The organism is Blastococcus goldschmidtiae (genome assembly GCF_031845325.1).
Classification (GTDB): Bacteria; Actinomycetota; Actinomycetes; order Mycobacteriales; family Geodermatophilaceae; genus Blastococcus; species Blastococcus goldschmidtiae.
On the sequence record NZ_JAVREI010000008.1, the window covers coordinates 26,393 to 47,928 of the forward strand.

The window sequence follows — 21,536 nt, forward strand, 5'->3', positions numbered from 1 at the left end:
CACCAGAGATGCCTGCGGTGCCGTCGACGTGGTGTCAGACCAGCTCCTGGGCCTCAAGAAGCGTGGCCCGCAGGACCTGCTCCATCTCGTCGAACTCCGGCTGCCCGCAGATCAGCGGCGGCGCCACCTGCACGACCACGTCGCCGCGGTCGTCGGGCCGGCAGTACAGGCCGTTGGCGAAGAGGGCTCCGGGCAGGAAGCCGCGGACGAGTCGCTCGCGCGCGTCGAGGTCGAACGGCTGTCGGGTGGCCTTGTCCTTGACCAGCTCGACGGCCCAGAAGTAGCCATCCCCTCGGACGTCGCCGACGATCGGCAGGTCCAGCAGCTTGCCGAGGGTGGCCCCGAGGGCGGCCTCGTTGTCCAGCACCCGCTGGTTGAGCCCCTCGTTCGCCATGATGTCGAGGTTGGCCAGCGACACCGCCGCAGCGACGGGGTGGCCGCCGAAGGTGTAGCCGTGCGGGAACGCCACGCCGGGGCGGAGGAACGGCGCGATGACCTTCTCCGAGGCGATCATCGCGCCGATGGGACCGTAGCCGGAGCTCATGCCCTTGGCGCAGGTGATCAGGTCCGGGAGGTAGCCGAACTTCTCGCAGGCAAAGGTCGCACCGTGCCGGCCGAACGCGCAGATGACCTCGTCGGAGACCAGCAGCACGTCGTGCTTGTCGCAGATCTCGCGGACGCGTTCGAAGTAGCCCGGCGGCGGCGGAAAGCACCCACCGGAGTTCTGCACCGGCTCCAGGAACACCGCGGCGACGGTGTCGGCGCCCTCGAAGAGGATCGCCTCCTCGATCCGGTCGGCGGCCCAGCGGCCGAACGCCTTGGGATCCTCGGCGAACTCCGGATGCCGGTAGAGGTTGGTGTTGGGCACCCGGAACCCACCGGGGGCCAGCGGCTCGAAGTCCTTCTTCATCGCCGGCAGCCCGGTGATGGCCAGCGCACCGTGCGTGGTGCCGTGATAGGCGACCGCCCGGCTGATCACCTTGTGTTTCTGCGGCTTGCCGATGAGCTTGAAGTACTGCTTCGCGGCCTTCCACGCGGACTCGACCGCCTCACCGCCGCCGGTGGTGAAGAAGACCCGGTTGAGGTCGCCGGGCGCGAGGTGCGCGAGCCGCTCGGCCAGCTCCGCCTGCACCGGGGTCGTGTAACCCCAGACCGGGAAGTACGCCAGCTCGGCGGCCTGCTTGGCGGCCACCTCGGCCAGCTCCCGTCGACCGTGCCCGACCTGGACGACGAAGAGCCCGGACAGGCCGTCGAGAATTTTCCGGCCCTGGTTGTCCCAGAGGTAGGCACCCTCCCCGCGGGTGATGACCGGCACGGGCGTCTCCGGATGACGTCCCTGGCGGGCGAAGTGCATCCAGAGGTGGTCCGCCGCGCGGGCTGCCGTGTCGTCGGCGACCCCTGCCGGTGGCTGCTCGATCGAGGTGGTCATGGCGTGGCTCCTGTCCAAGTCTCGAGATCGTCGGTCACGCTCGGCACCTCACGCCAGGGCCGTCGCGAGCGGGACGGTCGCGATGCCGTGGGCCGCGCCGACGGGTGCGCTGACCAGCTGTCCGTCCCAGGTGGCCAGGCCCTCGGCCAGACCGTCGTCCGCCCGGAGCGCCGCGCGCCAGCCCTTGTCCGCCAGCTGGCGCACGTAGGGCAGGGTCGCGTTCGTCAGGGCGTTCGTGGCCGTGTTGGGCACCGAGCCGGGCATGTTGGCCACGCAGTAGAAGACGGAGTCGTGCACCCGGAAGGTCGGCTGCTCGTGCGTGGTCGGGCGGGAGTCCTCGAAGCACCCGCCCTGGTCGATGGCGATGTCGACGAGCACGCTGCCCCGCTTCATCCGGGCGACGAGGGAGTTCGTCACCAGCTTCGGCGCTCGGGCGCCGGCGACCAGGACGGCGCCGATCACCAGGTCCGCGGCCAGCACCTCGCGCTCCAGCGTGGTGGCGGTCGAGGCGAGGGTCGTGACTTGGTTGCCGAACCGGAGGTCGATCTGGCGCAGCTTGTCCAGGTCGCGGTCGAGGATCGTGACGTCGGCCCGCAGGCCCAGGGCGATCTGCAGAGCGGCGACGCCGGAGACGCCGGCGCCGATGATGACGACCTTGGCCGGTGGCGTGCCGGGCACGCCACCCAAGAGCATGCCCCGGCTGTCCGCGCCCGTCCGGAGAGCCTCGGCGCCGACCTGCGAGGCCAGCCGGCCGGCGACCTCGCTCATCGGTGCGAGCAGCGGCAGCCCGCCGGTGGCGCCGCGCACGGTCTCGTAGGCGATGGCGGTCACCCCACGAGCGAGCAGCCCGTCGGTGCACGGCCGGGACGCGGCCAGGTGCAGGTAGGTGAAGAGTGCCTGGCCTCGCTGCATCCGGTCGAACTCCGGGACGACCGGCTCCTTGACCTTGCAGACCAGCTCCGACTGGCCCCAGACCTCGTCGGCCGAGTCCAGGATCTTCGCGCCGGCCGTGGCGTACTCGGCGTCGGGAAAGGCCGAACCGGCTCCGGCGCCGGCTTCGACGAAGACGTCGTGTCCCGACGCCGTCAGGTCGCCGACGGCGTCCGGCGTCAGGGCGACCCGGCGCTCCTGTGGCTTGATCTCCCGGGGCACTCCGATGTTCACGTGCGTCTCCTGACGGTGGGGGGTTGGGTCGGTCAGCTGTTCTCGGGGAAGCCCAGGTTGATGCCGCCGTGGCTGGGGTCGAGCCACCGGGAGGTCACGACCTTGCCGCGGGTGAAGAAGTGGACGCCCTCGGCACCGTGGGCGTGGGTGTCGCCGAACAGCGAGTTCTTCCAGCCGCCGAACGAGTAGTAGGCCATCGGAACCGGCACCGGCACGTTGATCCCGACCATGCCGACCTCGATCTCGTTCTGGAACCGGCGCGCGGCACCGCCGTCGTTGGTGAAGATCGCCGTCCCGTTGCCGTACGGGCTGCCGTTGACGAGGTCGACGGCCTCGGCGTAGCTCGCCACGCGGACCACCGACAACACCGGACCGAAGATCTCGTCGGTGTAGATAGACATGTCGGTGCCGACGTGGTCGAACAGGGTGGGCCCGACGAAGAAGCCCTCCCCGTCGGCGTCGACGTCGCTCCCCCGGCCGTCGACGACCACGGTTGCGCCCGCGGCCTCACCGGCGTCGATGTAGCCGACCACTCGGTCCCGTGCAGCGGCGGTGACCAGAGGTCCCATGTCGCAGCCGCGGCGGCCGTCGCCGGTGCGCAGCCCGAGCGTGCGCTTGGCGATCCGGTCGACCAGGTCATCGGCGATGTCGCCGACGGCCACGACCACGGAGATGGCCATGCAGCGCTCGCCCGCCGAGCCGTAGCCGGCGTTGACGGCCTGATCGGCGGCCAGGTCGAGGTCGGCGTCGGGCAGCACGACCATGTGGTTCTTGGCGCCGCCGAGGGCCTGCACGCGCTTGCCCTGCCCGGTGCCGGTCTCGTAGACGTAGCGGGCGATCGGGGTCGAGCCGACGAACGACACAGCCTTGACGTCCGGATGGGTGAGCAGGCCGTCGACGGCCACCTTGTCCCCGTTGAGGACGTTGAAGACACCCGCGGGCAGGCCGGCCTCGGCCCACAGCCGGGCGATCCACAGCGCCGCGGAAGGCACCTTCTCACTCGGCTTGAGCACCACGGTGTTGCCGGCGGCGATGGCGATGGGGAAGAACCACATGGGCACCATGGCCGGGAAGTTGAACGGGCTGATGATCGCGACCGGGCCGAGCGGCTGGCGCACCGAGTAGACGTCGACGCCGGTCGACGCGTTCTCGGTGAACCCGCCCCTGAGCAGGTGCGGGATGCCGCAGGCGAACTCCACGACCTCCTGACCCCGGGCGACCTCGCCGCGCGCGTCGGCCAGGACCTTGCCGTGCTCGGCGGTGATCAGCTGGGCCAGCTCATCGGCGCCGGCGTTGAGCAGCTCGCGGAAGCGGAACAAGATGTGGCTGCGCCGGGCCAGGGAGGTGTCGCGCCAGGCCGGGAAAGCCGCCTTGGCTGCGGCGACGGCTGCGTCGACGTCGTCCGCGGATGCCAGCGCCAGTCGTGCGGTCGGAACGCCCTTCGCCGGGTCGGTGACGGCGGAGAACCGGTCGCCGGCGCCCACGTGATCGGCACCGCCCACCCAGTGGTGGAGGGTGTGCACCGGGAGATCCTGTGCGGCCCGCACGGCGTCGGCGCCCGTCGTCGTCATGGCCTCAGCGTGGCGACGAACCCTTCCGACGTCAGGTGACGGTCTGTACCGTTCTTGCGACGTCACCTGACACTCTGACAACTATCGAGGAACCCGGTGTACCCGACCCTGGACGAGGTGCTGGACCTGCCCGTGATGCGGGCGGCGCTGCCGCGGGTCCGTGCCGGCTCCGCGCGCCTGGGCGTCCCGGTGCGGTGGGTGCATGTGAGCGAGCAGCGCGACCCTGCCGGCACGCTGAAGGGCGGCGAGCTCGTCCTGTCCACCGGGGTGGCGCTGGCCGACCCCGCGACCGACCTGCCCGGATACGTCTCGGCCTTCCGCGAAGCCGGCGCGGTCGGGTTGGCCGTCGAACTGGGCCAGCACATCGGGTCGCTGCCGGACAGGTTCGTGCAGGCCGCCCGAGCGCTGGACTTCCCGCTCGTGGAACTGACGCGCAGCGTCCGGTTCGTGGAGATCACCGAGGTGGTCCACGGGCAGATCCTCGACAGCCAGTTCACGCGCATGCGGTTCACCCAGGGCGTCCACGACGCCTTCCGGTCCCTGGCCGTCGAGGGAGGAGGGGTCGCCCGAGTGCTCGCGGAGGCGGCGTCCCTCACCGGCCATCCGGTCGTGCTCGAGGGCCTCGGCCACCGGGCGCTGTCCTTCGCCCCCGCGGGCGTGCCCGCGGCAACGCTGCTCGAGGACTGGGCGGCGCGCTCACGCCAGGTGCCCGTGACCCCCCATCCGTCGACGGGCGGACCCGAGGGGTGGACGACGACCCCGGTCGGGCCGCGTGCCAGGCGCTGGGGTCGGTTGGTGGTGCCACGCCGGGTCGTGGACGACGACGCGGCGGAGACGCTGGCGATGGTTCTGAAGCACGCCGCCGACGCCCTCACCGTCGGTCGACTGCTCGGTGACGACCCGGTGGGCCCGGAGCTGGAGGCGCAGGGCGAGTTGCTGCAGGACCTGCTGCGCAGCACCACGCTGGACGAGCAGGCACTGCGGGCCCGCGCTCGGGCGCTGGGACTCCCGGCCGGTGGCGTGCTGACGGCCGTGGTCGTCGACGCCGAGCACGATCGCGAGCGCGACACGGTGGAGGACGCGGTCGTCGCGGCGCGGACAGCAGGTGTGCCGGCCGTGGTGGGACGCCTGGCCGCGGGACGGGTCGGCCTCGTGCTCTCCTGCCGGTCCCGGGACGGCGAGCCGGCGACGGTCGATCGGGTCGCGGCGCTCCTGCCGCCCGGCGAGGGGACGGTGATCGGAGCCGCGGGCCCGGTCACCGCGTTCTCCGACCTCTCCTCGGCATTGGACGAGGCCGCGTTCGTCGTGGACGTCGCCTCGTCCATGGATGCCGGCCGACCCCGCCGGGTCTGGCGCAGCGCCGATCTCGGTGCCCGCGGCCTGCTGTGGCAGCTGCGGGACGACGGCCGGCTGCTGTCGTTCGTCGACGCCGAGCTGGGGTCGCTGCTGGCCCTGGCGGAGCCGGCCCGCGGGACGATGCTCGAGACGCTGCTGGCCTACCTGGACACCGGCGGCGTGGTGACGCACTTCGCCGGCGCCCTCCGGCTCAGCCGTCCGGCCGCCTACGCCCGACTGGCCCGACTCCGCATCCTGCTGGGCCGGGACCTCGATCAGCCGCGGACACGGCTCTCGCTGCACCTCGCCCTGCTCGCCCTCCACCAGGAGGCCGACGTCGCCGCACCGCCCGCTCGCCGGCCCGGGTGAGCGCGGGTCAGCCGACCGTGCGCAACCCGCAGCCGTCCAGCGCCTCCAGCAGGTGGTCGTGCGGCAGCGCGTGGGCCACCACCCCGTCGCGGCCGGTCATCGTCCGAGCTGCGACGAGCGCGTTCAGGATCGCCTCCTCGGTCGCCTCGACGGCGGCGTCGAACAGCGGATCGATGTGCCCGTCGGACAGCATCGTGACCGGTTGGATCCTCGGAACGGTGGCACCGTAGTCACTCGCCCGGAGGCGGTTGCCGGTCGCGAAGGCGATCGCGAAGTCGCCGCTGAAGTGCTCGCCGGTGCCGCCCGTGCGCGCGATCCCGAGGACAGCCCGCTGCGCCAGGCGGTCGCACTGGTGCGGGAGCAGCGGCGCGTCGGTGGCCACGACGACGATCACCGAGCCGCCGCCCTCGGCCATGGCGCCGGCACCGGTGCCGGCGCCGGCGCCGCGACGGAGCTCGGGAGGAATCGGCAGCGGCACGACGTCGGCAGGGATGTCGCGGCCGACCGGCGCCCCGTTGACCGTCAGGCGACTGCGCCGGCCGTGGTTGGCCTGGACCAGCACACCGACGGTCCATCCCCCTGCGTCCTCGGCGAGCCGGCGCGAGGCGGTGCCCGTCCCTCCCTTGAAACCGTGGCAAGTCATGCCCGTGCCCCCACCGACGTTGCCCTCGTCGACGGGACCGTCCCCGGCCGAGGCGTAGGCGGCCATCGCGTCCTCGGCCGTCACGTGGAAGCCGTTGACGTCGTTCAGGACGCCGTCCCACGTCTCGGCGACGACCGGGATCGCCCAGAACAGCTCCCCTCCCGGTCGCTCCCGCGCCTGCAGCCGGGCGACGGCGTCCCGGACCACGCCGACGCTGTGGCTGTTGGTGAGCGCGATGGGCGAGCCGAGCAGCCCGCACTCGCGCACCCATTCCATCCCGGTGACCTCGCCGTTCCCGTTCAGGCGGTGGGAGCCGGCGAACACCGGCGCGTTCCAGATCCCGTCGGCCACGGGCAGGATCATGGTGACCCCGGTGCGCACCGGCCCATGGCCGGGCCGCAGCGCTCCGTCCCCCCGGACGACGGTGCACATGCCCACCCGCACCCCGGCGACGTCGGTGATGGCGTTGTGCGGCCCGGGGCTGCCCGTGCCGATCCGGATGCCGAGATCGCGCGCTCTCACTGCAGTGCTCCTTGGGTCGGGATCGGGTCCGCCGCGGCGGCCGGGGTCGTGGTGTCCAGCGCCCGTCGAGCGCGTCCGATCGCCGCCGGGTCCCACCCCTGACGGGGCACGGAGGACAGCAGTAACCGGGTGTAGGGATGTGTCGGCCTCGCGAGCACCTCCGTTGCGGCGCCGCGCTCCACGACAGCGCCCCGGTGGAGGACGACGACGTCCTCGCACACGTGCCGGACGACCGCGAGGTCGTGGCTGACGAACAGGTACGCGATCTCCCGAGCCGCTCGGATGTCGGACAACAGGTTCAGGATCTGGGCCTGGATCGAGACGTCGAGCGCCGAGACCGCCTCGTCGAGCACCAGGACGTCGGGGTCGGGAGCCAGTGCTCGGGCGATGGCGACCCGCTGGCGCTGCCCACCGGACAGCTCGCGGGGCAGGGCCTGCCGCTCCCGCGTGCCCAGACCCACCTGGTCGAGCAGCTCGCCGACCCGATCGCGGCGCGCGCGTGCGCCGCCCGTGCCGTGCAGGCGCAGGACCTCCTCGAGGCTGTCCGTGACGCGTACCCGCGGGTCGAGCGACAGGTACGGGTCCTGGAACACGATCTGGACGGCACGTGCCCGGGCCAGCCGGCCGCGTCGGCCCCGCGGCGGCCTGTCGCACGCCGTCCCGCCGACGCGGACCGAGCCCGAATCCGGGCGTTCGAGGCCGACCACCATCCTGGCCGTCGTCGTCTTCCCCGAGCCCGACTCCCCGACCAGACCCAGGGCGCCGCCCCGAGGGACGGCGAAGCTGACCTCGTCGACGGCCCGGACCTCCCCGTAGGTCTTGGTGAGCCCCCGCACCTCGAGCGCCCAGTCAGGCCCGGAGGCGGTCATGCCGGCTGCTCCTCGAGCACGGGGTGGTCCGGGTCGGCGCGACCAGGCCCGGAACGGCGTAGTTCGTCGCGCAGCTCGTCGGCGCGCAGGCACGCGACGGCAATGCCGCCGGCGCCCGGCTGCGACACGAGGTCAGGTACCACCTCGGTGCACGTCGGGCGGACATGGGGACACCGGGCCGAGAAGGAGCAGCCGGGAACCGCCTCGTCCAGGCCCAGCGGCCGGCCGGGCACTGCCTCGAGCCGGCCGACGGGTCCGGCCAGCGACGGCGTCGCGTGCAGCAGGCCCGCCGTATAGGGATGCCGAGGGGAGGCGAACAGCGAGGCCGCCGGCTGCGCTTCGATGATGCGGCCCGCGTACATCACGTACACCCGGTCGCAGACGGCGGCGGCCAGCTCCAGGTCGTGGGTGACGAGGAGCAGACCGGCCGAGCGCTGTGCGGTGATGTCGAGCAGGATCGACAGGACCTCGGCCTGGATCGTGACGTCGAGGGCCGTCGTCGGCTCGTCGGCCAACAGGAGCGCAGGTCTGCCGGCGAGCGCCCCCGCGATGGCGACCCGCTGGAGCATGCCGCCGGAGAACTCGTGCGGCCAGCACCTCAGCGCGCGTTCCGGTTCGCGAATCCCGACGTCCCCGAGCAGCGTGACCGCCCGCGCACGTGCCTCGGCCTGGGGCACACCGGCGGCACGCACCGCCTCGACCAGGTAGTCGCCCACCCGGTAGAGGGGGTTGACCGCCGCACGCGGGTCCTGCGGCACCAGGCCGACCTTCTCGCTGCGCAGCCGGCGCAGCGCGCGGGCCGACAGCGCGAACACGTCGTCCCCGACGGTGCGCACGCTGCCCTCGGCCGATGCCCGCGGCGGGAGCGCTCCCAGCGCCGCGCGGCAGGTGAGCGACTTGCCCGAGCCGGACTCCCCCACGAGGCCGACGACCTCGCCCTGAGCGACGTGCAGGGACACGTCGGACAGCAGCGGGCGCGCCGCGCGGCCCGCGGGCAGCGCGACGGTGAGGCCGTCGATCTCCAGCACGTTCATCGCACGTTCTCCCGTCGGGCGAGCCGGTCGGCCACGCCTTCGCCGACCACCGTGAAGGCCACGACCGTGACCACGATCACCGCCGCGGGCGCCAGGGCCTGGACGAGTGCACCCTCGAGAATCGCGGTCTGCCCGTCGGACACCATGGCCCCCCAGTCCGCCGTCGGTGGCTGGACGCCCAGGCCGAGGTAGGACAGCGCCGCCAGGTCCATCAGGGCGTAGCCGAAGTTGACGACACCCTGCGCGAGCACGATCCCCGCGATGTTGGGCAGCACGTGCCGGACGGCCACGGAGAAGCCGCTGAACCCGGCCACCCGGTAGGCCGCGACGTAGGTGCGCTGCTTCTCCTGCAGCACGAGGCTGCGCACCAGCCGCCCGACGTACGGGACGTACGCGATCGCCATGGCCAGCACCGGCGCGACGCCTCCGGGCCCCATCACCGCCACGACGAGGACGGCGACCAGCAGGCCGGGGAAGGCGAAGACCACCTCCTGCGCGCGGGACAGCACCGCATCGACCCAGCCGCCGCGCCAGCCCGCCAGCAGGCCGATCGCCACGCCGAACAGCGTGGACAGCGCGACCACGGCGAGGGGGCCCACCAGCGAGGTGCGGGCGCCGTAGAGCAGCCGGGAGAGCACGTCCCGGCCCGAGTCGTCGGCACCGAGCAGGTGCTCCGGGCCCGGTGGTGCCAGCGAGTCCGACAGCACGACGGCGTACGGGTCCGACGGCGCCACCAGCGGCGCGAACACCGCCGTCGCGGCCAGCAGGACGAGCACGCCGACCGCGACGGCGAAGCCGGGTCCCGACGCCTTCGCCCACCGCAGCCCTCGACGCCGGCCGACCGACGACCGGGTCGCGGGGCCACCGGCCAGGCCCGGGGCGACGGCGGTCACGACGCGTACGCCCGGGTGCGCGGGTCCAGCACCGGCAGCAGCAGGTCGACGACCAGGTTCGCCAGCACGAAGGCCAGCACCACGAGCAGGCAGATCGCCTGGACGACCGGGAAGTCGCGGGTGACCACCGACTGCACGAGCATCGACCCGATCCCCGGCAGCCCGAACGCCGTCTCGACGATCGCGGTGGCCACCAGCAGGCCGGAGACGATCGTCCCGGTGATCGTCACCACCGGGACCAGCGCGTTGCGGGCGACGTGCCGCCGCACCACCTCACCCTCGGGCAGTCCCCGCAGCCGCGCCATGTCGACGTGGTCGCGCCGCAGCTCCTCCACCATCGACGCCCGGGTGACGCGGGCGAGCAGGCCGACGAGGGAGAGCCCGAGTGCGATCGCCGGCAGGGTAAGGGAGTGGACGGTCCCGACCAGCCCCTCCCCTGCCCCGAAGGTCGGGAACCAGCCCAGGCCGACGGCGAACAGCGAGATCAGCCCGATCGCGGCGACGAAGCTCGGCGTCGCCACCGCCGCCGTCGTCCCGAACAGGACGGCGCGGTCGACCTTTCCCGGCCGCAGGGCGGACAGGAAGCCCAGGAGCAACCCGCCCACGACCATGATCACCGAGGCGTAGGCCACCAGGGCCACGGTGGTCGGCAGCCGCGCACCCAGCAACCCCCCGACCTCCTGGCGGAACTGCACCGACCGGCCGAAGTCGCCGGTGAGCGCGTCCCCGATCCACCGGCCGTACTGCACCAGCACCGGGTCGTCGAGGTGGTACTGCGCCCGCACCGCGGCCACAGCCTCCGGCGAGGGCGTGCGGCCCGAGAGGAGGAAGGACGTCGGGTCCCCCGGTGCGACGTGCATGGCGCCGAACACCAGGAACGACGTCAGCAGCAGGGTGACGCCCAGGCCGTAGAGCCTGCGGAGGACGAACCGGGACATGACCGGCCCCTAGCCGCGGGCGCCGAGCTGGGCCGCCCAGGGGTAGTACAGGTAGGCGTTGGTCGCCGGGGCGCCGCTGATCCGGTCGCTCAGGAAGACGCTGTTGGCCGAGTGGTCGACCGGGATCCACAGCACGTTCTCGGTGACGTTCTCCTGCAGTCGCACCACCATCTCCGCTCGGGCTTCGGCGTCCCCCTCCTGCAGGGCCTCGTCGACCAGTGCGTCGTAGTCGGCGTCGCTCCAGCCGCCGTAGTTGGCGAAGTTGTCGGTCTGCCAGTTCACGTAGATCTGCAGCGGGTCGGCCACGTCGGCATACCAGGTGGTGTGGAACAGGTCGATGCCCTCGCGAGCCTCGGCATCGCCGAACAGCGCGCTGTAGGCCTCCGCGGCGATCGGCTCGATCTCCACCTCCAGGCCGATCCGCTTCCCGGCGGCCTGCACCTCGTTGGCGAGCACCTGCTGCACCGGTGCGGGGCTCTGCGCGATCACGATCGGTCGGTCGGGCGCGCCGGCCTCGGCGACCAGTTCCTTGGCCCGCTCGATGTCCTGCTCCGGAGCCGGGAGCTCCTCCCATGCCGCGGCGAAGGTCTCCCCCGCAGCGCCCTCGCCCCAGGTCAGCTTCGAAGCGACCGCGCGCGACGGTTCGCTCGGGCCGGGGATGGCCGCGTCCGCGAAGCCCTCGCGGTCCAGCGCGAGCGAGAGCGCCTGGCGGATGCGGACGTCGCCCAGCGGGCCCTCGAGGTCGGCCACGATCAGGTTGCGGGTCGAGGTCTGCCGCCCGTAGTAGACGTTCCCGGCGCCGCTCTCCAGCACCTTTCGCAGCGCCGACTCGGGCACGCCGTAGGTGCCGTCGACAGCTCCGGTCACCAGGGCGTTGGCCAGCGCGGCGGCGTCGGAGAGGAAGGAGAACTCGATCGTCTCCGCCTGCGCGGCGTTCGCGCCGTCCCAGTACCCGTCGTGCCGGGCGAGGGTGATCGACTCGCCCTTCGACCACTCCTGGAGTGCGAAGGGCCCGGTGCACATCAGCCCGCCGTCCGGCGTGCCGTGGTCCTCGCCGGCCGCCTCGATGAAGGACTGCTTGCCGACGACCCCGCCGGCCACGGCCATCATCTGGTTGAACAGGACGTCGGGCTGGGTGAGCTTCACGGTCACCTCGAGCGGGCCGGTCACCGCCACGGATTCGACGTTGCTGTAGAAGCCCGACCAGTAGGAACCGACCTCCTCGTCGAGGTGGCGGTTGAGGCTGAACGCAACGTCCTCCGCGGTCATCGTCGAGCCGTCGTGGAAGGTCACGTCGGGCCGGATCGCGTAGACCCACGTGGTGGGGTCGGGGTTGTCGAAGCTCTCGGCCAGCCCGGGGCCGGGGGTGAACGACTCGTCGATGCGCAACAGGCTCTCGCAGACGTTCGAGACGACGGTGTTGGGCGGGTAGTCGTAGCTGTACACCCAGTCCAACGACAGCGGCTCCGAGCCGAGGGCCCAGCTGATGCGGTCGATCTCGCCGGCGGCGGCCGGTGTCGTGAGCACCAGCTCGGCGTCGCGCTGCTGCCCGCCGCCGTCCTCACCGCCGGAGGACGCCTCCGAGCAGCCGGCCAGCAGCACCGCGGTGGCCAGTCCCGCCGCCGTCACCGTCCCGCGGGCGGTCCTTGGTCCGGTTGCCATGAGAAGCCCCTCTCGTCGACCTGCTCGCCCACCGCCGGCGGCGGGAGCTACCTACTTGGTCCCTTGAACAAGGGAGCAAAGAACTAGCGGGTCGCCCTGTCAATAGGCAGCGGCCTCCCAGTTGAGACTGGGGATCTCCTCGTCGAGGGGTGTTGCGTTTTTTTGCTTGCGCGAGCAACATCGGGTCGTGGCACGGAAGAAGGATCAGCAGGCCCGGCGCGACGACCTCATCGCAGCCACGCGGCGCCGGATCGTCGACCAGGGGCTCGCCCCGGTGCGCATCCGGCACATCGCGGCGGAGGCAGGGCTCTCCCCGGGGCTGGTCAGCTACTACTTCCCCGACTTGGAAGACCTGTTCCGCGCGGTCTACCGCGATGCCATCGACCGCTTCAGCACCCAGCGGCGCGAGATGGTCGAGCACATGGCCGACCCACGCGAGCGCCTGACAGCACTCGTCCGGTCCGGCCTGCCGACCGGAGCCGACGACGAGACCTGCATCCTGCTCTACGAGTTCCACCCGCAGGTCGTCCGCAACCCGGCGGTCACGGCCCAGCGGGCACTGCTCTACGAGCGCCAGGTGAACCTCTACGAGTCGGTGCTCGAGGCGGGCAGCGCCGCGGGTGTGTTCGCGCTGCAGAGCCCGGCGGTATCGGTGGCCAGCAACCTGGTCGCGCTGGAGGACGCCTACGGCCACCACGTCGTCGCGGGCATCTCGATCGCCCGGGAGCAGGCGGAGTCCCACCTCCTCGACTACGCCTCGACCGCGACGGGCTGTGACCTCCGCGGCGCATGAGGCCGCGGGCCGGATCGACTAGCGCCGGAGGCCCGGAACCGGGCCGGTTCCGGGCCTCCGGTGTGCGGGCGGCTATCAGCCCCTGATCTTGTACTCCCGGAGCAGACCGCGGCTGATGATCGTCTTCTGGATCTCGCTGGTGCCCTCGCCGATGAGCAGGAACGGCGCCTCGCGCATGAGCCGCTCGATCTCGTACTCCTTGGAGTACCCGTAGCCGCCGTGGATGCGGAAGGACTGCGTGGTCACCTCGGCGCAGTACTCGCTGGCCAGGGTCTTCGCCATGCCCGACTCGACGTCGCTGCGCTTGCCGGCGTCCTTGAGCCGGGCGGCGTTGACCATCATCAGGTGGGCGGCCTCGACCTTGATCGCCATCTCGGCGAGCTGGAAGGCGATCGCCTGGTGCTGGGCGATCGGCTTGCCGAAGGTCTCCCGCTGCTGGGCGTAGGCGATCGCGCGCTCGAAGGCGCGGATCGAGATGCCGCAGGCACGGGCGGCCACGTTGACCCGGCCGACCTCGACGCCGTCCATCATGTGCGCGAACCCCTTGCCGGGCTCGCCGCCGAGGATGTCGGAGGCCTTGGCCTGGTAGCCGTCGAACACCAGCTCGGTGGTGTCGACGCCCTTGTAGCCCATCTTGTCGATCTTGCCGGGGATGGTGAGGCCAGGCTTGACCTCGCCGAAGCCGGCCGGCTTCTCGACCAGGAAGGTCGTCAGGTTCTCGTGCGCCCGCTCGGCGCCCTCGTCGGTGCGCACCAGCGCGGCGACCAGGGTGGAGCTGCCGCCGTTGGTCAGCCACATCTTCTGGCCGTTGATCGTGTAGTCGCCGTCGGCGTTCTTCGTCGCCTTGGTGCGGATGGCGGCGACGTCGGAGCCCAGGCCCGGCTCGGACATGGAGAAGGCGCCGCGCACCTCGCCGGTGGCCATGCGCGGGAGGTAGTGGTCCTTCTGCTCCTGCGTGCCGTGCTGGCGCAGCAGGTAGGCCACGATGAAGTGGGTGTTGATGACGCCGGAGACGCTCATCCAGCCGCGGGCGATCTCCTCCACCACCAGGGCGTAGGTCAGCAGCGACTCACCCAGGCCGCCGTACTCCTCGGGGATCATCAGGCCGAAGATCCCGAGCTCCTTGAGCCCGTCGACGATCTCCTGCGGGTAGATGTCGCCGTGCTCGAGCTCCTGCGCGTGCGGGATGATCTCGCGGTCGACGAAGCTCCGAACCGTCGACAGGATCTCGCGCTGGATGTCGGTCAGGTCCGCGGTCTGGGCCAAGCGGGTCATCGGTCTCCTCCGGGGACTCCGGTGTCCGTAGTTGACGGGAAGTATGAGCCACCCCCGCCGGGCGCCCGCCGCGTGGTGGCCAGCGCGCCGTCACGGCCGGGGAACCGGTGGGCGTGGTGGAGTATCACGACCGCCCGCCGAGGAGCAGGAGGAGACCCGATGAGCACTCCCGACGACGGCACGGCGTCCCCGCACGACGGTGGCCGTTATCCCGGCGAGCAGCCGCCGGGGCAGCCCGGATACGGCCAGCCCGGCTTCGGCCCGCCCCAGTACGACGAGACGCGGTACGGGCAGGGCCAGTACGGGCAGCCGCCGTACGGGCAGGACCAGTACGGCCGGAGCCAGTACGGCCAGGGCCAGTACGGCCAGCCGCCCTACGGGGCAGGTCAGTACGGGCAGCCGCAGTACGGCCAGCCGGCCTACGGCCATCCCTACGGCCGGCCGACCAACTCCCTGGCGATCCTCTCGCTGGTGCTGGCGTTCATCTTCGCGCCGGCCGGGCTGGTCACCGGCATCATGGCGCGGCGGCAGATCCGCCGGACCCAGGAGGACGGCGACGGTCTCGCGCTCGCCGGGATCATCGTCGGCGGCATCGTGACCGCCTTCTTCGTCATGCTGATCGTCGTCTGGCTGATCGCCGTGATCGCACTGGCCGACGAGGGCTTCGCCCCCTGAACGTCGCTCGCGGCGGGCCCCCTTCAGGGACCCGCCGCGAGCTTGCGAGTGGTGGGGTGAAGGGGGTCCTTCTACTCGGGCGGCGTGAAGGACGACGTCCGGGACAGCCCGGCGGCGCGGCCCTTGCCGGCGATGACCAGCGCCATCTTGCGGCTGGCCTCGTCGATCATCTCGTCGCCGAGCATCGCCGAGCCCTTCTTGCCACCGGCCTCCGACGTCGCCCAGTCGTAGGCGTCGAGGATCAGCTCGGCGTGGTCGTAGTCCTCCTGCGACGGCGCGTAGATCTCGTTGGCGGCGTCGATCTGGCCGGGGTGCAGCACCCACTTGCCGTCGAAGCCGAGCATCGCCGAGCGCTTGGCGACCTCCTCGAAGGCGGGCACGTCGCGCACCTGGAGGAAGGGGCCGTCGATCGCCTGGACGCCACGGGCGCGGGCGGCCATGAGGATCTGCATGAGGATGTAGTGGAACGGGTCACCCGGGTAGTCGGGGTGCAGGGCGCCCACGACCAGCGACTTCATGTTGATCGAGGCCATGAAGTCCGCGGGGCCGAAGATGATCGTCTCGATGCGGTCGCTGGCGAACGCGATGTCGTTGACGTTGATCAGGCCCTGGGCGGTCTCGATCTGCGCCTCGATGCCGATCTTCCCGACCTCGTAGCCGTTGGCCTTCTCGATCTGGGTGAGCAGCATGTCCAGCGCCTTGACCTGCGCGGCGTCCTGCACCTTCGGCAGCATGATCGCGTCGAGGTTGGCGCCGGCACCGCCGACGACCTCGAGCACGTCCTGGAAGGTCCACTCCGTCGTCCAGTCGTTGACGCGGACGGTGCGGATCTTGTCGCCCCAGCCGCCCTCGTTCAGCGCCGCGACGATGTTCTTGCGGGCGCCGGGCTTGGCCAGCGGCGCGCACGCGTCCTCGAGGTCGAGGAAGACCTGGTCGGCGGGCAGGCCCTTGGCCTTCTCGAGGAACCGGGGGTTGCTGCCGGGAACGGCCAGGTTGGAACGACGTGATCGGAGCTCGGCCACAGTGCCTCCGCAGATTGCGAGTCGACGATTCGGTTGCGGGGAGCGTAACGACGGCGTTTCCCCCCGCTCACCCGCTGTTGATCATCGTCATCTGGTCGGTCGACACGCCGGCGGGCGCTGCCACATGACGATGATCAACTGGAGGGTCGGCGGGACGACGTCCTCGGCTAGGTCGCCGGTTCGACCAGCGTCGTCGGCCGGCTGCCGCGCACCACGAGGGCGACCCCCGCGACCACGGCGACCATCCCGGGCAGCGCGAGCAGCGGCGGGGCCTGCTGCAGGAGCACCAGCGCGACGAGCGTCGCGCCCGGCACCTCCAGCAGGATCACCAGGCTGACCATCGTCGGGCCGACCGTCGAGAGCACCAGGTTGAGCAGTGTGTGCCCGAGCAACTGGGCGCAGACGGTGATCCCACCGATGAGCAGCCAGTCGCGGGTGCTCAGCCCGCCCAGCGGCACCCCGGCGACCAGCGCGCCCACGGCGATGGCCGCCGCGCAGACGGAGTACGCGACGACGGCGTAGGCCGAGGTCGACAACCGCTCCCGGGCGCGCGCGCCGGCCAGCACGTAGCCGCCGGCGAAGATCGCGCCCAGCACCGCCAGCCCGTCACCGATGAGCGCCTCGACGCTCACCGTCACGTCCACACCGGCGATCAGGGCGGCGCCCCCGACCGAGAGCGCCAGCCCCCACCACACCGTGGCCGGCAGGCGCACCCCGGCGAACCGGGCGGCCAGCGCCGTCCAGATGGGGGTCGTGGTGACCAGCGCGGTCGAGGCGGCGACGGTGGTCATGGTCAGGCTGGGCAGCCAGGCGGCGAAGTGCGCGGCCAGGAACAGCCCGGCGACGACCGAGCTGCGCAGGTCCCGGAGGGTCAGGCCGTGCAGGCTCGCGCGCTCGCGGGTGAGCAGCACCGGCAGCAGGACGGCGGCGCCGGCGGCGTTGCGCCAGAAGGCGACCGCCAGCACCGGCGCCACCACCAGCGCGGTGAGCGGCCCCGACATCGAGACGCCGAGGACGGCCACCCCCATCAGCGCGACGTCGCGGCTCCCCGGACGCTGCATCGCCCACGACGAGGTGGGCGCGACGCTCTGCGACATGCTCAGCCGGGCACCCGGACCCGGCCGGAGGCGACCGGCACGACCGAGCCGCGGACCGTGGCGCCCGCGGCCCGGCCGGCCTGGGCGGTGACGGTGCACTCCAGGACCGACGGGCGGCCCATGTGCTCGCCCTGCCGGACGGTGTACGACGACGTCCCCTCCGCCGCCAGGAGCCCGGTCTCCACCAGCCAGACGCCGGCGCCCAGGGCCGCAGAGCCGGTCGCCGGGTCCTCGCCCCAGGCCAGGTCGGCGGCGAAGACGCGCGCGTAGGCGGTGGCCGACGCGGCGTCCCACGACAGCACCGAGACGCCCTCGCCCACGGCGAACCGGCGCAGCGCGGCAGGGTCGGGGACGGCGCGGTCGACCGCATCCAGGCACACCGAGAGGTAGCCGAAGGGCAGCCCGCAGCCGGCGACCTCCACGGGCACGCCCGAGACGTCGGCCGCATCCAGGCCCAGGGCGGAGGCCAGCTCCTCGGCGGCGGGGCCGTCCGCCAGGGTCGGCGTCCCACCGGAGAGGGTCGCGCCGTCCTCGTCGACGACCACGTCCAGGACCCCCGCGCCGCACTCCTGCCGCACCGTGCCCGCGGGCAGCCGCCCGGCCCGCACCAGCGTGTGCGCGGCCCCGACGCTCGGGTGTCCGGCGAAGGGCAGCTCGGCGTAGGGGGTGAAGATCCGCACTCTGTAGTCCGCGCCGGGCTCGGTCGGGGCGCACAGGAACGAGGTCTCGGAGAGGTGGAACTCGTTCGCCAGCGCCTGGCACTGCGCGGTGGTGAGCGCGTCGGCGTCGTAGACCACCGCCAGCGGATTCCCCGCGAAGGCCCGCGGCGCGAACACGTCGACGATCTCGTAATCCAGCAGCTCCGGGCCGTTCACGGCGCCGACGGTAGCCTTCGCTCGGCGACCGGGCGTGCGAGGGCGCGCAGAACAGGCCGGCCCCGGGCACGGGGGACGACGAACACCAGCGAGGAGGGCCCGTGACCACGGTGAGCAGGGCCTACGTCTCCCGGCTCGCCGGGCTGACGGTGTTCGACCCCAACGGCGACCGCGTCGGCAAGGTGCGGGACGTCGTCGTCGCCCTGCGCGTGGGCACCGCCTGCCCACGCGTGCTCGGCCTGGTCGTCGAGGTCGTCGCGCGCCGCCGGATCTTCGTGCCGATGGGCCGGGTCACCGCGATCGACCCGGGCGCGGTGATGCTGGCCTCCGGCACGATCAACCTCAAGCGCTTCGAGCAGCGCACCGGCGAGACCCTCGTGCTGGGCGAGCTGTTCGACCGCTCGGTGCACATCCTGGACGGCGGCAAGCCGGCACACGTCGTCGACGCCGGCATCGAGCAGACCCGCACCGGCGAGTGGGAGCTGGCCAAGCTGGCCGTCCAGGAGCCCGGTCGGCTGGGCCGCCGCGGACAGCTGCACACCCTGGCCTGGGACGAGGTCGCCGGGCTGGCGCTGCCGCAGACCGGGCAGGGCGCGGAGACGCTGATCGCCACCTACCGGGAGCTCAACGCCGCCGACATGGCCCACGCGCTGCAGGAGCTGCCCATCAAGCGCCGGCACGAGGTCGCCGAGGCCATGGACGACGAGCGCCTGGCCGACGTCCTGGGCGAGCTGCCCGAGGCCGATCAGGTGACCATCCTGGGCACCCTCCAGGAGCGCCGCGCCGCCGACGTGCTCGAGGAGATGGACCCCGACGACGCCGCCGACCTGCTCTCGGAGCTGTCCAACGTCGACCGGAACCGGCTGCTCGAGCTCATGGAGCCCGACGAGGCGGAGTCGGTCCGCCAGCTGCTGAAGTACTCCGAGGACACCGCCGGCGGGATGATGACCAGCGAGCCGGTGATCCTCTCCCCCGACGCCACGATCGCCGAGGCGCTGGCCCGGGTGCGCGAGCCCGAGCTCACGCCGTCGCTCGCCAGCCAGGTCTACGTCTGCCGCCCCCCGTCGGCCACCCCGACCGGCCGCTACCTCGGCCTGGCGCACATCCAGCGGCTGCTGCGGGAACCGCCGTCCAGCCTGGTGAGCGGCATCCTCGACGACCTGGAGCCGCTGCGGCCCGAGGCGCCGCTGGCCGAGGTCACCCACTACTTCGCCACCTACAACCTGGTGGCCGCCCCCGTGGTCGACGCCCAGGGCCGGCTCGTGGGCGCGGTCAGCGTCGACGACGTCCTGGACCACCTGCTGCCCGACGACTGGCGCGAGCGGGCCCGTCGTGGCTGAGAAGCCACGCCTCGACGTCCCCAGCGGCGGACCCCGGCGGTTCACCGGCTTCCTGCGGCTCAACCCCGACTCGGTCGGCGCCTTCGCCGAGGGGATCGCCCGGTTCCTCGGGACCGGCCGGTTCCTGGCCGTCCAGACGATCATCGTGATCGTCTGGATCACGCTGAACGTGGTCGCGGTCAACCTCCGATGGGACCCCTACCCGTTCATCCTGCTCAACCTGGCGTTCTCCACGCAGGCGGCCTACGCCGCGCCGCTGATCCTGCTGGCGCAGAACCGGCAGGCCGACCGCGACCGCGTCCAGGCCGAGGAGGACCGGGCCCGCGCGGCCTCGACCCGCGCCGACACGGAGTACCTGGCCCGCGAGCTCGCCTCGCTGCGCGTCGCGGTCGGCGAGCTGGCCACCCGCGACTTCATCCGGAGCGAGCTGAACCGCCTGACCGAGGACTCCGGCGACGACGGCGAGCGGCGCGAGAAGAAGGCGAAGAAGAAGCGCGACCCGGTCGGCTGAGCCGCCTTGTCGTCGGTGGGCCAGGAGTCGGCTCGATCCTCAGCCGGTGACGGTGCGCAGCACGTGGAGCAGAGTCCCGGCCACCACGGTCGCCGGGACGAGGAAGGCCACCGCCCACAACCTGGTGCGCGACGAGCACGGGAGGACGACGACCAGCACCACGGCCACGACGGCATCGACGGCGGCCTGCACCGGGTCCAGCCGGCCCGACCCCGCCGGGGTGCCGACCGCTGCGTGCCAGAGGTCAGCGAACTCCCCACCTGCGATCGGCAGCCCGGCCGCCCCGGCGATCACCGCACCGGGCCCGAGGCCGGTCCTCCGGTCCGCCCACCGCACGGCTGCGGCGAAGACCGCCACCGCGGTTCCGGACAGGACGAGCCACACCGGGAGAAGGCTGTTCCAGCCGAAGCCGAGGACCGCCGCCGCCCAGGTGTAGTAGGCGACGGTCATCGCGGCGAAGAAGACCGCCGACCGGATCGCCGCGGTCGCCACCGACGGCGCGCTCCGGGCGATCAGCGCGACGGCCAGTACCCAGGCCGCGGGGTACGAGCCGAGATCGGCCGCCCAGCGCCACCCCGACTCGTCGGCCACCTTCGCCGCGACCCCGGCGAGGACGCCGAGCAGCAGGAAGCTTCCGACGGCGGGCAGCTCCGGCCGCGTGCCACGACTCGTGGGGGTCCCGGTCATCTGCGTCGATCGTGCCCGCGCCGGGCGGCCGGTCGGGGACGACGCGCGGTCAGCCGGGCGGAAGCGACTTGGTGAGGTGCACCAACTCCACCTGCGGCGTCAGGCGTGCACGCCGCTCCTCGCGATAACCCTGCCGCTCGTACAGCCGCAGGTTCGCGACGCTCAGGTGGCCCGTGAACAGCGTCGCCTTCGTCGTCCCGGGTGGAGCGGCCGCCTCCACCTCGGCCAGGAGCGCGGTGCCGATCCCCTGCCCCTGCCGGTCCGGCGCCACGGTCAGCCGGCCGACGTGCAGGACGTCGCCCTCGATCCGGCCGCGGACCGCCCCGACGATCCGTGTGCCGACGGTCGCGGTGAAGCCCGGCCCCGTGGCCAGTTCGGCGGCGAGCTGGTCCAGGGTCTGCACCATCGCCGGCAGCCCGGGATCGCCGTAGATGCGCGCCTCCGTCGCGTAGGCGGCCCGCTGCAGGGTCAGCAGCTCACCGGCGTTCTCCGGCCTGGCCGGGGCCAGCACCGGGCGGTCGCGCAGCCCGGTCGCGGTCAGCTCCAGCCCGATGAAGGCGGTGATCATCGTGCGGTAGACGCGTTCGACGAGTGCGGGGTCCGCGCCTGCCCGCTCCGCCGTCGCACGCACGCGTCGGATGACCGCCGCGACGCGGTCGGGCGCCCGGACGGCCGTCGCGTCGCGCTTGAGACGGCCGGCCCGTTCCACCAGGCCCTGCCGGACGGCGAGCCGCGCGACGATCTCGTCGTCGATGCCGTCGATGGCCCGGCGGAGATCGGTCAGGGAGTCCTGCTGATCGGTCATGTCGGTCGTCCTCGGGTCGGCCCCGGA

The 21,536-nt window shown here is 72.6% G+C and carries 20 protein-coding genes; 5 read left to right on the forward strand and 15 right to left on the reverse strand.

All coding sequences use genetic code 11. From position 1 onward, the window contains the following. Positions 1 to 34: 34 nt before the first annotated feature. Genes RM425_RS12510 through RM425_RS12520 form a run of 3 tightly spaced genes read right to left on the reverse strand, consistent with a single transcriptional unit; the run spans position 35 to position 4,164 of the window. Positions 35 to 1,429, reverse strand: coding sequence for an aspartate aminotransferase family protein (locus RM425_RS12510; protein ID WP_311345542.1), 1,395 nt, complete (start codon positions 1,427 to 1,429; stop codon positions 35 to 37). A 48-nt stretch (positions 1,430 to 1,477) separates the two neighbouring features. Further along, the gene (gene ald / locus RM425_RS12515; protein WP_311345543.1) at positions 1,478 to 2,593 is read right to left on the reverse strand and encodes an alanine dehydrogenase; all 1,116 of its coding nucleotides are present in this window, start codon (positions 2,591 to 2,593) and stop codon (positions 1,478 to 1,480) included. A 32-nt stretch (positions 2,594 to 2,625) separates the two neighbouring features. Next, positions 2,626 to 4,164, reverse strand: coding sequence for a CoA-acylating methylmalonate-semialdehyde dehydrogenase (locus RM425_RS12520; RefSeq protein ID WP_311345544.1), 1,539 nt, complete (start codon positions 4,162 to 4,164; stop codon positions 2,626 to 2,628). 96 nt (positions 4,165 to 4,260) lie between these two features. Here RM425_RS12520 and RM425_RS12525 point away from each other — a divergent pair, with 96 nt between their 5' ends. Further along, a complete protein-coding gene (locus tag RM425_RS12525; RefSeq protein WP_311345545.1) occupies positions 4,261 to 5,868 on the forward strand; it encodes a PucR family transcriptional regulator in 1,608 nt (535 codons plus the stop codon). 7 nt (positions 5,869 to 5,875) lie between these two features. Here the strand turns inward: RM425_RS12525 and RM425_RS12530 are convergent, their stop codons facing one another. From RM425_RS12530 to RM425_RS12555, 6 genes are read right to left on the reverse strand one after another with little or no spacing between them, the layout of a single operon-like run. Further along, entirely contained in the window at positions 5,876 to 7,033 is a 1,158-nt protein-coding gene (locus tag RM425_RS12530; protein ID WP_311345546.1) for a DmpA family aminopeptidase, read from the reverse strand. Beyond that, entirely contained in the window at positions 7,030 to 7,902 is an 873-nt protein-coding gene (locus tag RM425_RS12535; RefSeq protein ID WP_311345547.1) for an ABC transporter ATP-binding protein, read from the reverse strand. The genes RM425_RS12530 and RM425_RS12535 overlap by 4 nt, the downstream gene beginning before the upstream one ends. Further along, positions 7,899 to 8,936, reverse strand: a complete 1,038-nt coding sequence (locus RM425_RS21810; RefSeq protein ID WP_311345548.1) for an ABC transporter ATP-binding protein — start codon at positions 8,934 to 8,936, stop codon at positions 7,899 to 7,901. The genes RM425_RS12535 and RM425_RS21810 overlap by 4 nt, the downstream gene beginning before the upstream one ends. Next, positions 8,933 to 9,829, reverse strand: coding sequence for an ABC transporter permease (locus tag RM425_RS12545; RefSeq protein WP_311345549.1), 897 nt, complete (start codon positions 9,827 to 9,829; stop codon positions 8,933 to 8,935). Before RM425_RS12545 ends, RM425_RS21810 begins: the two co-directional genes overlap by 4 nt. Then, positions 9,826 to 10,767, reverse strand: a complete 942-nt coding sequence (locus tag RM425_RS12550) for an ABC transporter permease (RefSeq protein WP_311345550.1) — start codon at positions 10,765 to 10,767, stop codon at positions 9,826 to 9,828. The genes RM425_RS12545 and RM425_RS12550 overlap by 4 nt, the downstream gene beginning before the upstream one ends. Positions 10,768 to 10,776: 9 nt before the next feature. Further along, positions 10,777 to 12,429 carry an ABC transporter substrate-binding protein gene (locus tag RM425_RS12555; protein ID WP_311345551.1) on the reverse strand — a complete coding sequence of 551 codons (1,653 nt, stop codon included), beginning with the start codon at positions 12,427 to 12,429 and terminating at the stop codon, positions 10,777 to 10,779. A gap of 187 nt (positions 12,430 to 12,616) precedes the next feature. Between RM425_RS12555 and RM425_RS12560 the strand changes: the two genes are divergently transcribed. Then, complete coding sequence (locus RM425_RS12560; RefSeq protein ID WP_311345552.1) at positions 12,617 to 13,222, forward strand: TetR/AcrR family transcriptional regulator; 606 nt, start codon at positions 12,617 to 12,619, stop codon at positions 13,220 to 13,222. Between the two features lie 75 nt (positions 13,223 to 13,297). On the opposite strand, the gene RM425_RS12565 is transcribed toward RM425_RS12560, so the two are convergent. Then, positions 13,298 to 14,497: an acyl-CoA dehydrogenase family protein gene (locus tag RM425_RS12565; RefSeq protein ID WP_311345553.1), complete on the reverse strand. Its 1,200-nt coding sequence runs from the start codon at positions 14,495 to 14,497 to the stop codon at positions 13,298 to 13,300. A gap of 159 nt (positions 14,498 to 14,656) precedes the next feature. Here RM425_RS12565 and RM425_RS12570 point away from each other — a divergent pair, with 159 nt between their 5' ends. Continuing rightward, positions 14,657 to 15,172 (forward strand): DUF4190 domain-containing protein, encoded by a 516-nt coding sequence (locus RM425_RS12570; RefSeq protein WP_311345554.1) that lies wholly within the window; start codon positions 14,657 to 14,659, stop codon positions 15,170 to 15,172. A gap of 71 nt (positions 15,173 to 15,243) precedes the next feature. On the opposite strand, the gene RM425_RS12575 is transcribed toward RM425_RS12570, so the two are convergent. The 3 genes from RM425_RS12575 to RM425_RS12585 form a co-directional block, all read right to left on the reverse strand. Then, entirely contained in the window at positions 15,244 to 16,194 is a 951-nt protein-coding gene (locus RM425_RS12575; RefSeq protein WP_311345555.1) for an HpcH/HpaI aldolase/citrate lyase family protein, read from the reverse strand. A gap of 167 nt (positions 16,195 to 16,361) precedes the next feature. Beyond that, the gene (locus tag RM425_RS12580; RefSeq protein WP_311345556.1) at positions 16,362 to 17,291 is read right to left on the reverse strand and encodes a DMT family transporter; all 930 of its coding nucleotides are present in this window, start codon (positions 17,289 to 17,291) and stop codon (positions 16,362 to 16,364) included. Between the two features lie 2 nt (positions 17,292 to 17,293). After that, positions 17,294 to 18,166 carry a PhzF family phenazine biosynthesis protein gene (locus tag RM425_RS12585; RefSeq protein ID WP_311345557.1) on the reverse strand — a complete coding sequence of 291 codons (873 nt, stop codon included), beginning with the start codon at positions 18,164 to 18,166 and terminating at the stop codon, positions 17,294 to 17,296. A 101-nt stretch (positions 18,167 to 18,267) separates the two neighbouring features. Between RM425_RS12585 and RM425_RS12590 the strand changes: the two genes are divergently transcribed. Both RM425_RS12590 and RM425_RS12595 read left to right on the forward strand, forming a co-directional pair. Then, positions 18,268 to 19,506: a magnesium transporter MgtE N-terminal domain-containing protein gene (locus RM425_RS12590; RefSeq protein WP_311345558.1), complete on the forward strand. Its 1,239-nt coding sequence runs from the start codon at positions 18,268 to 18,270 to the stop codon at positions 19,504 to 19,506. Further along, the gene (locus RM425_RS12595; protein ID WP_311345559.1) at positions 19,499 to 20,017 is read left to right on the forward strand and encodes a DUF1003 domain-containing protein; all 519 of its coding nucleotides are present in this window, start codon (positions 19,499 to 19,501) and stop codon (positions 20,015 to 20,017) included. The genes RM425_RS12590 and RM425_RS12595 overlap by 8 nt, the downstream gene beginning before the upstream one ends. A 39-nt stretch (positions 20,018 to 20,056) precedes the next feature. On the opposite strand, the gene RM425_RS12600 is transcribed toward RM425_RS12595, so the two are convergent. Together RM425_RS12600 and RM425_RS12605 are read right to left on the reverse strand one after the other, a co-directional pair. Continuing rightward, positions 20,057 to 20,704: a hypothetical protein gene (locus tag RM425_RS12600; RefSeq protein ID WP_311345560.1), complete on the reverse strand. Its 648-nt coding sequence runs from the start codon at positions 20,702 to 20,704 to the stop codon at positions 20,057 to 20,059. A 49-nt stretch (positions 20,705 to 20,753) separates the two neighbouring features. Then, positions 20,754 to 21,509, reverse strand: coding sequence for a GNAT family N-acetyltransferase (locus RM425_RS12605; RefSeq protein ID WP_311345561.1), 756 nt, complete (start codon positions 21,507 to 21,509; stop codon positions 20,754 to 20,756). Between the last annotated feature and the right edge of the window lie 27 nt (positions 21,510 to 21,536).

Coding starts and splice junctions, on each gene's coding strand:
- RM425_RS12510 (WP_311345542.1), bottom strand. CDS start 1,429: ATGACCACCTCGATCGAGCAGCCACCGGCAGGGGTCGCCGACGACACG.
- RM425_RS12520 (WP_311345544.1), bottom strand. CDS start 4,164: ATGACGACGACGGGCGCCGACGCCGTGCGGGCCGCACAGGATCTCCCG.
- RM425_RS12535 (WP_311345547.1), bottom strand. CDS start 7,902: ATGACCGCCTCCGGGCCTGACTGGGCGCTCGAGGTGCGGGGGCTCACC.
- RM425_RS21810 (WP_311345548.1), bottom strand. CDS start 8,936: ATGAACGTGCTGGAGATCGACGGCCTCACCGTCGCGCTGCCCGCGGGC.
- RM425_RS12550 (WP_311345550.1), bottom strand. CDS start 10,767: ATGTCCCGGTTCGTCCTCCGCAGGCTCTACGGCCTGGGCGTCACCCTG.
- RM425_RS12555 (WP_311345551.1), bottom strand. CDS start 12,429: ATGGCAACCGGACCAAGGACCGCCCGCGGGACGGTGACGGCGGCGGGA.
- RM425_RS12565 (WP_311345553.1), bottom strand. CDS start 14,497: ATGACCCGCTTGGCCCAGACCGCGGACCTGACCGACATCCAGCGCGAG.
- RM425_RS12570 (WP_311345554.1), top strand. CDS start 14,657: ATGAGCACTCCCGACGACGGCACGGCGTCCCCGCACGACGGTGGCCGT.
- RM425_RS12580 (WP_311345556.1), bottom strand. CDS start 17,291: ATGTCGCAGAGCGTCGCGCCCACCTCGTCGTGGGCGATGCAGCGTCCG.
- RM425_RS12600 (WP_311345560.1), bottom strand. CDS start 20,704: ATGACCGGGACCCCCACGAGTCGTGGCACGCGGCCGGAGCTGCCCGCC.
- RM425_RS12605 (WP_311345561.1), bottom strand. CDS start 21,509: ATGACCGATCAGCAGGACTCCCTGACCGATCTCCGCCGGGCCATCGAC.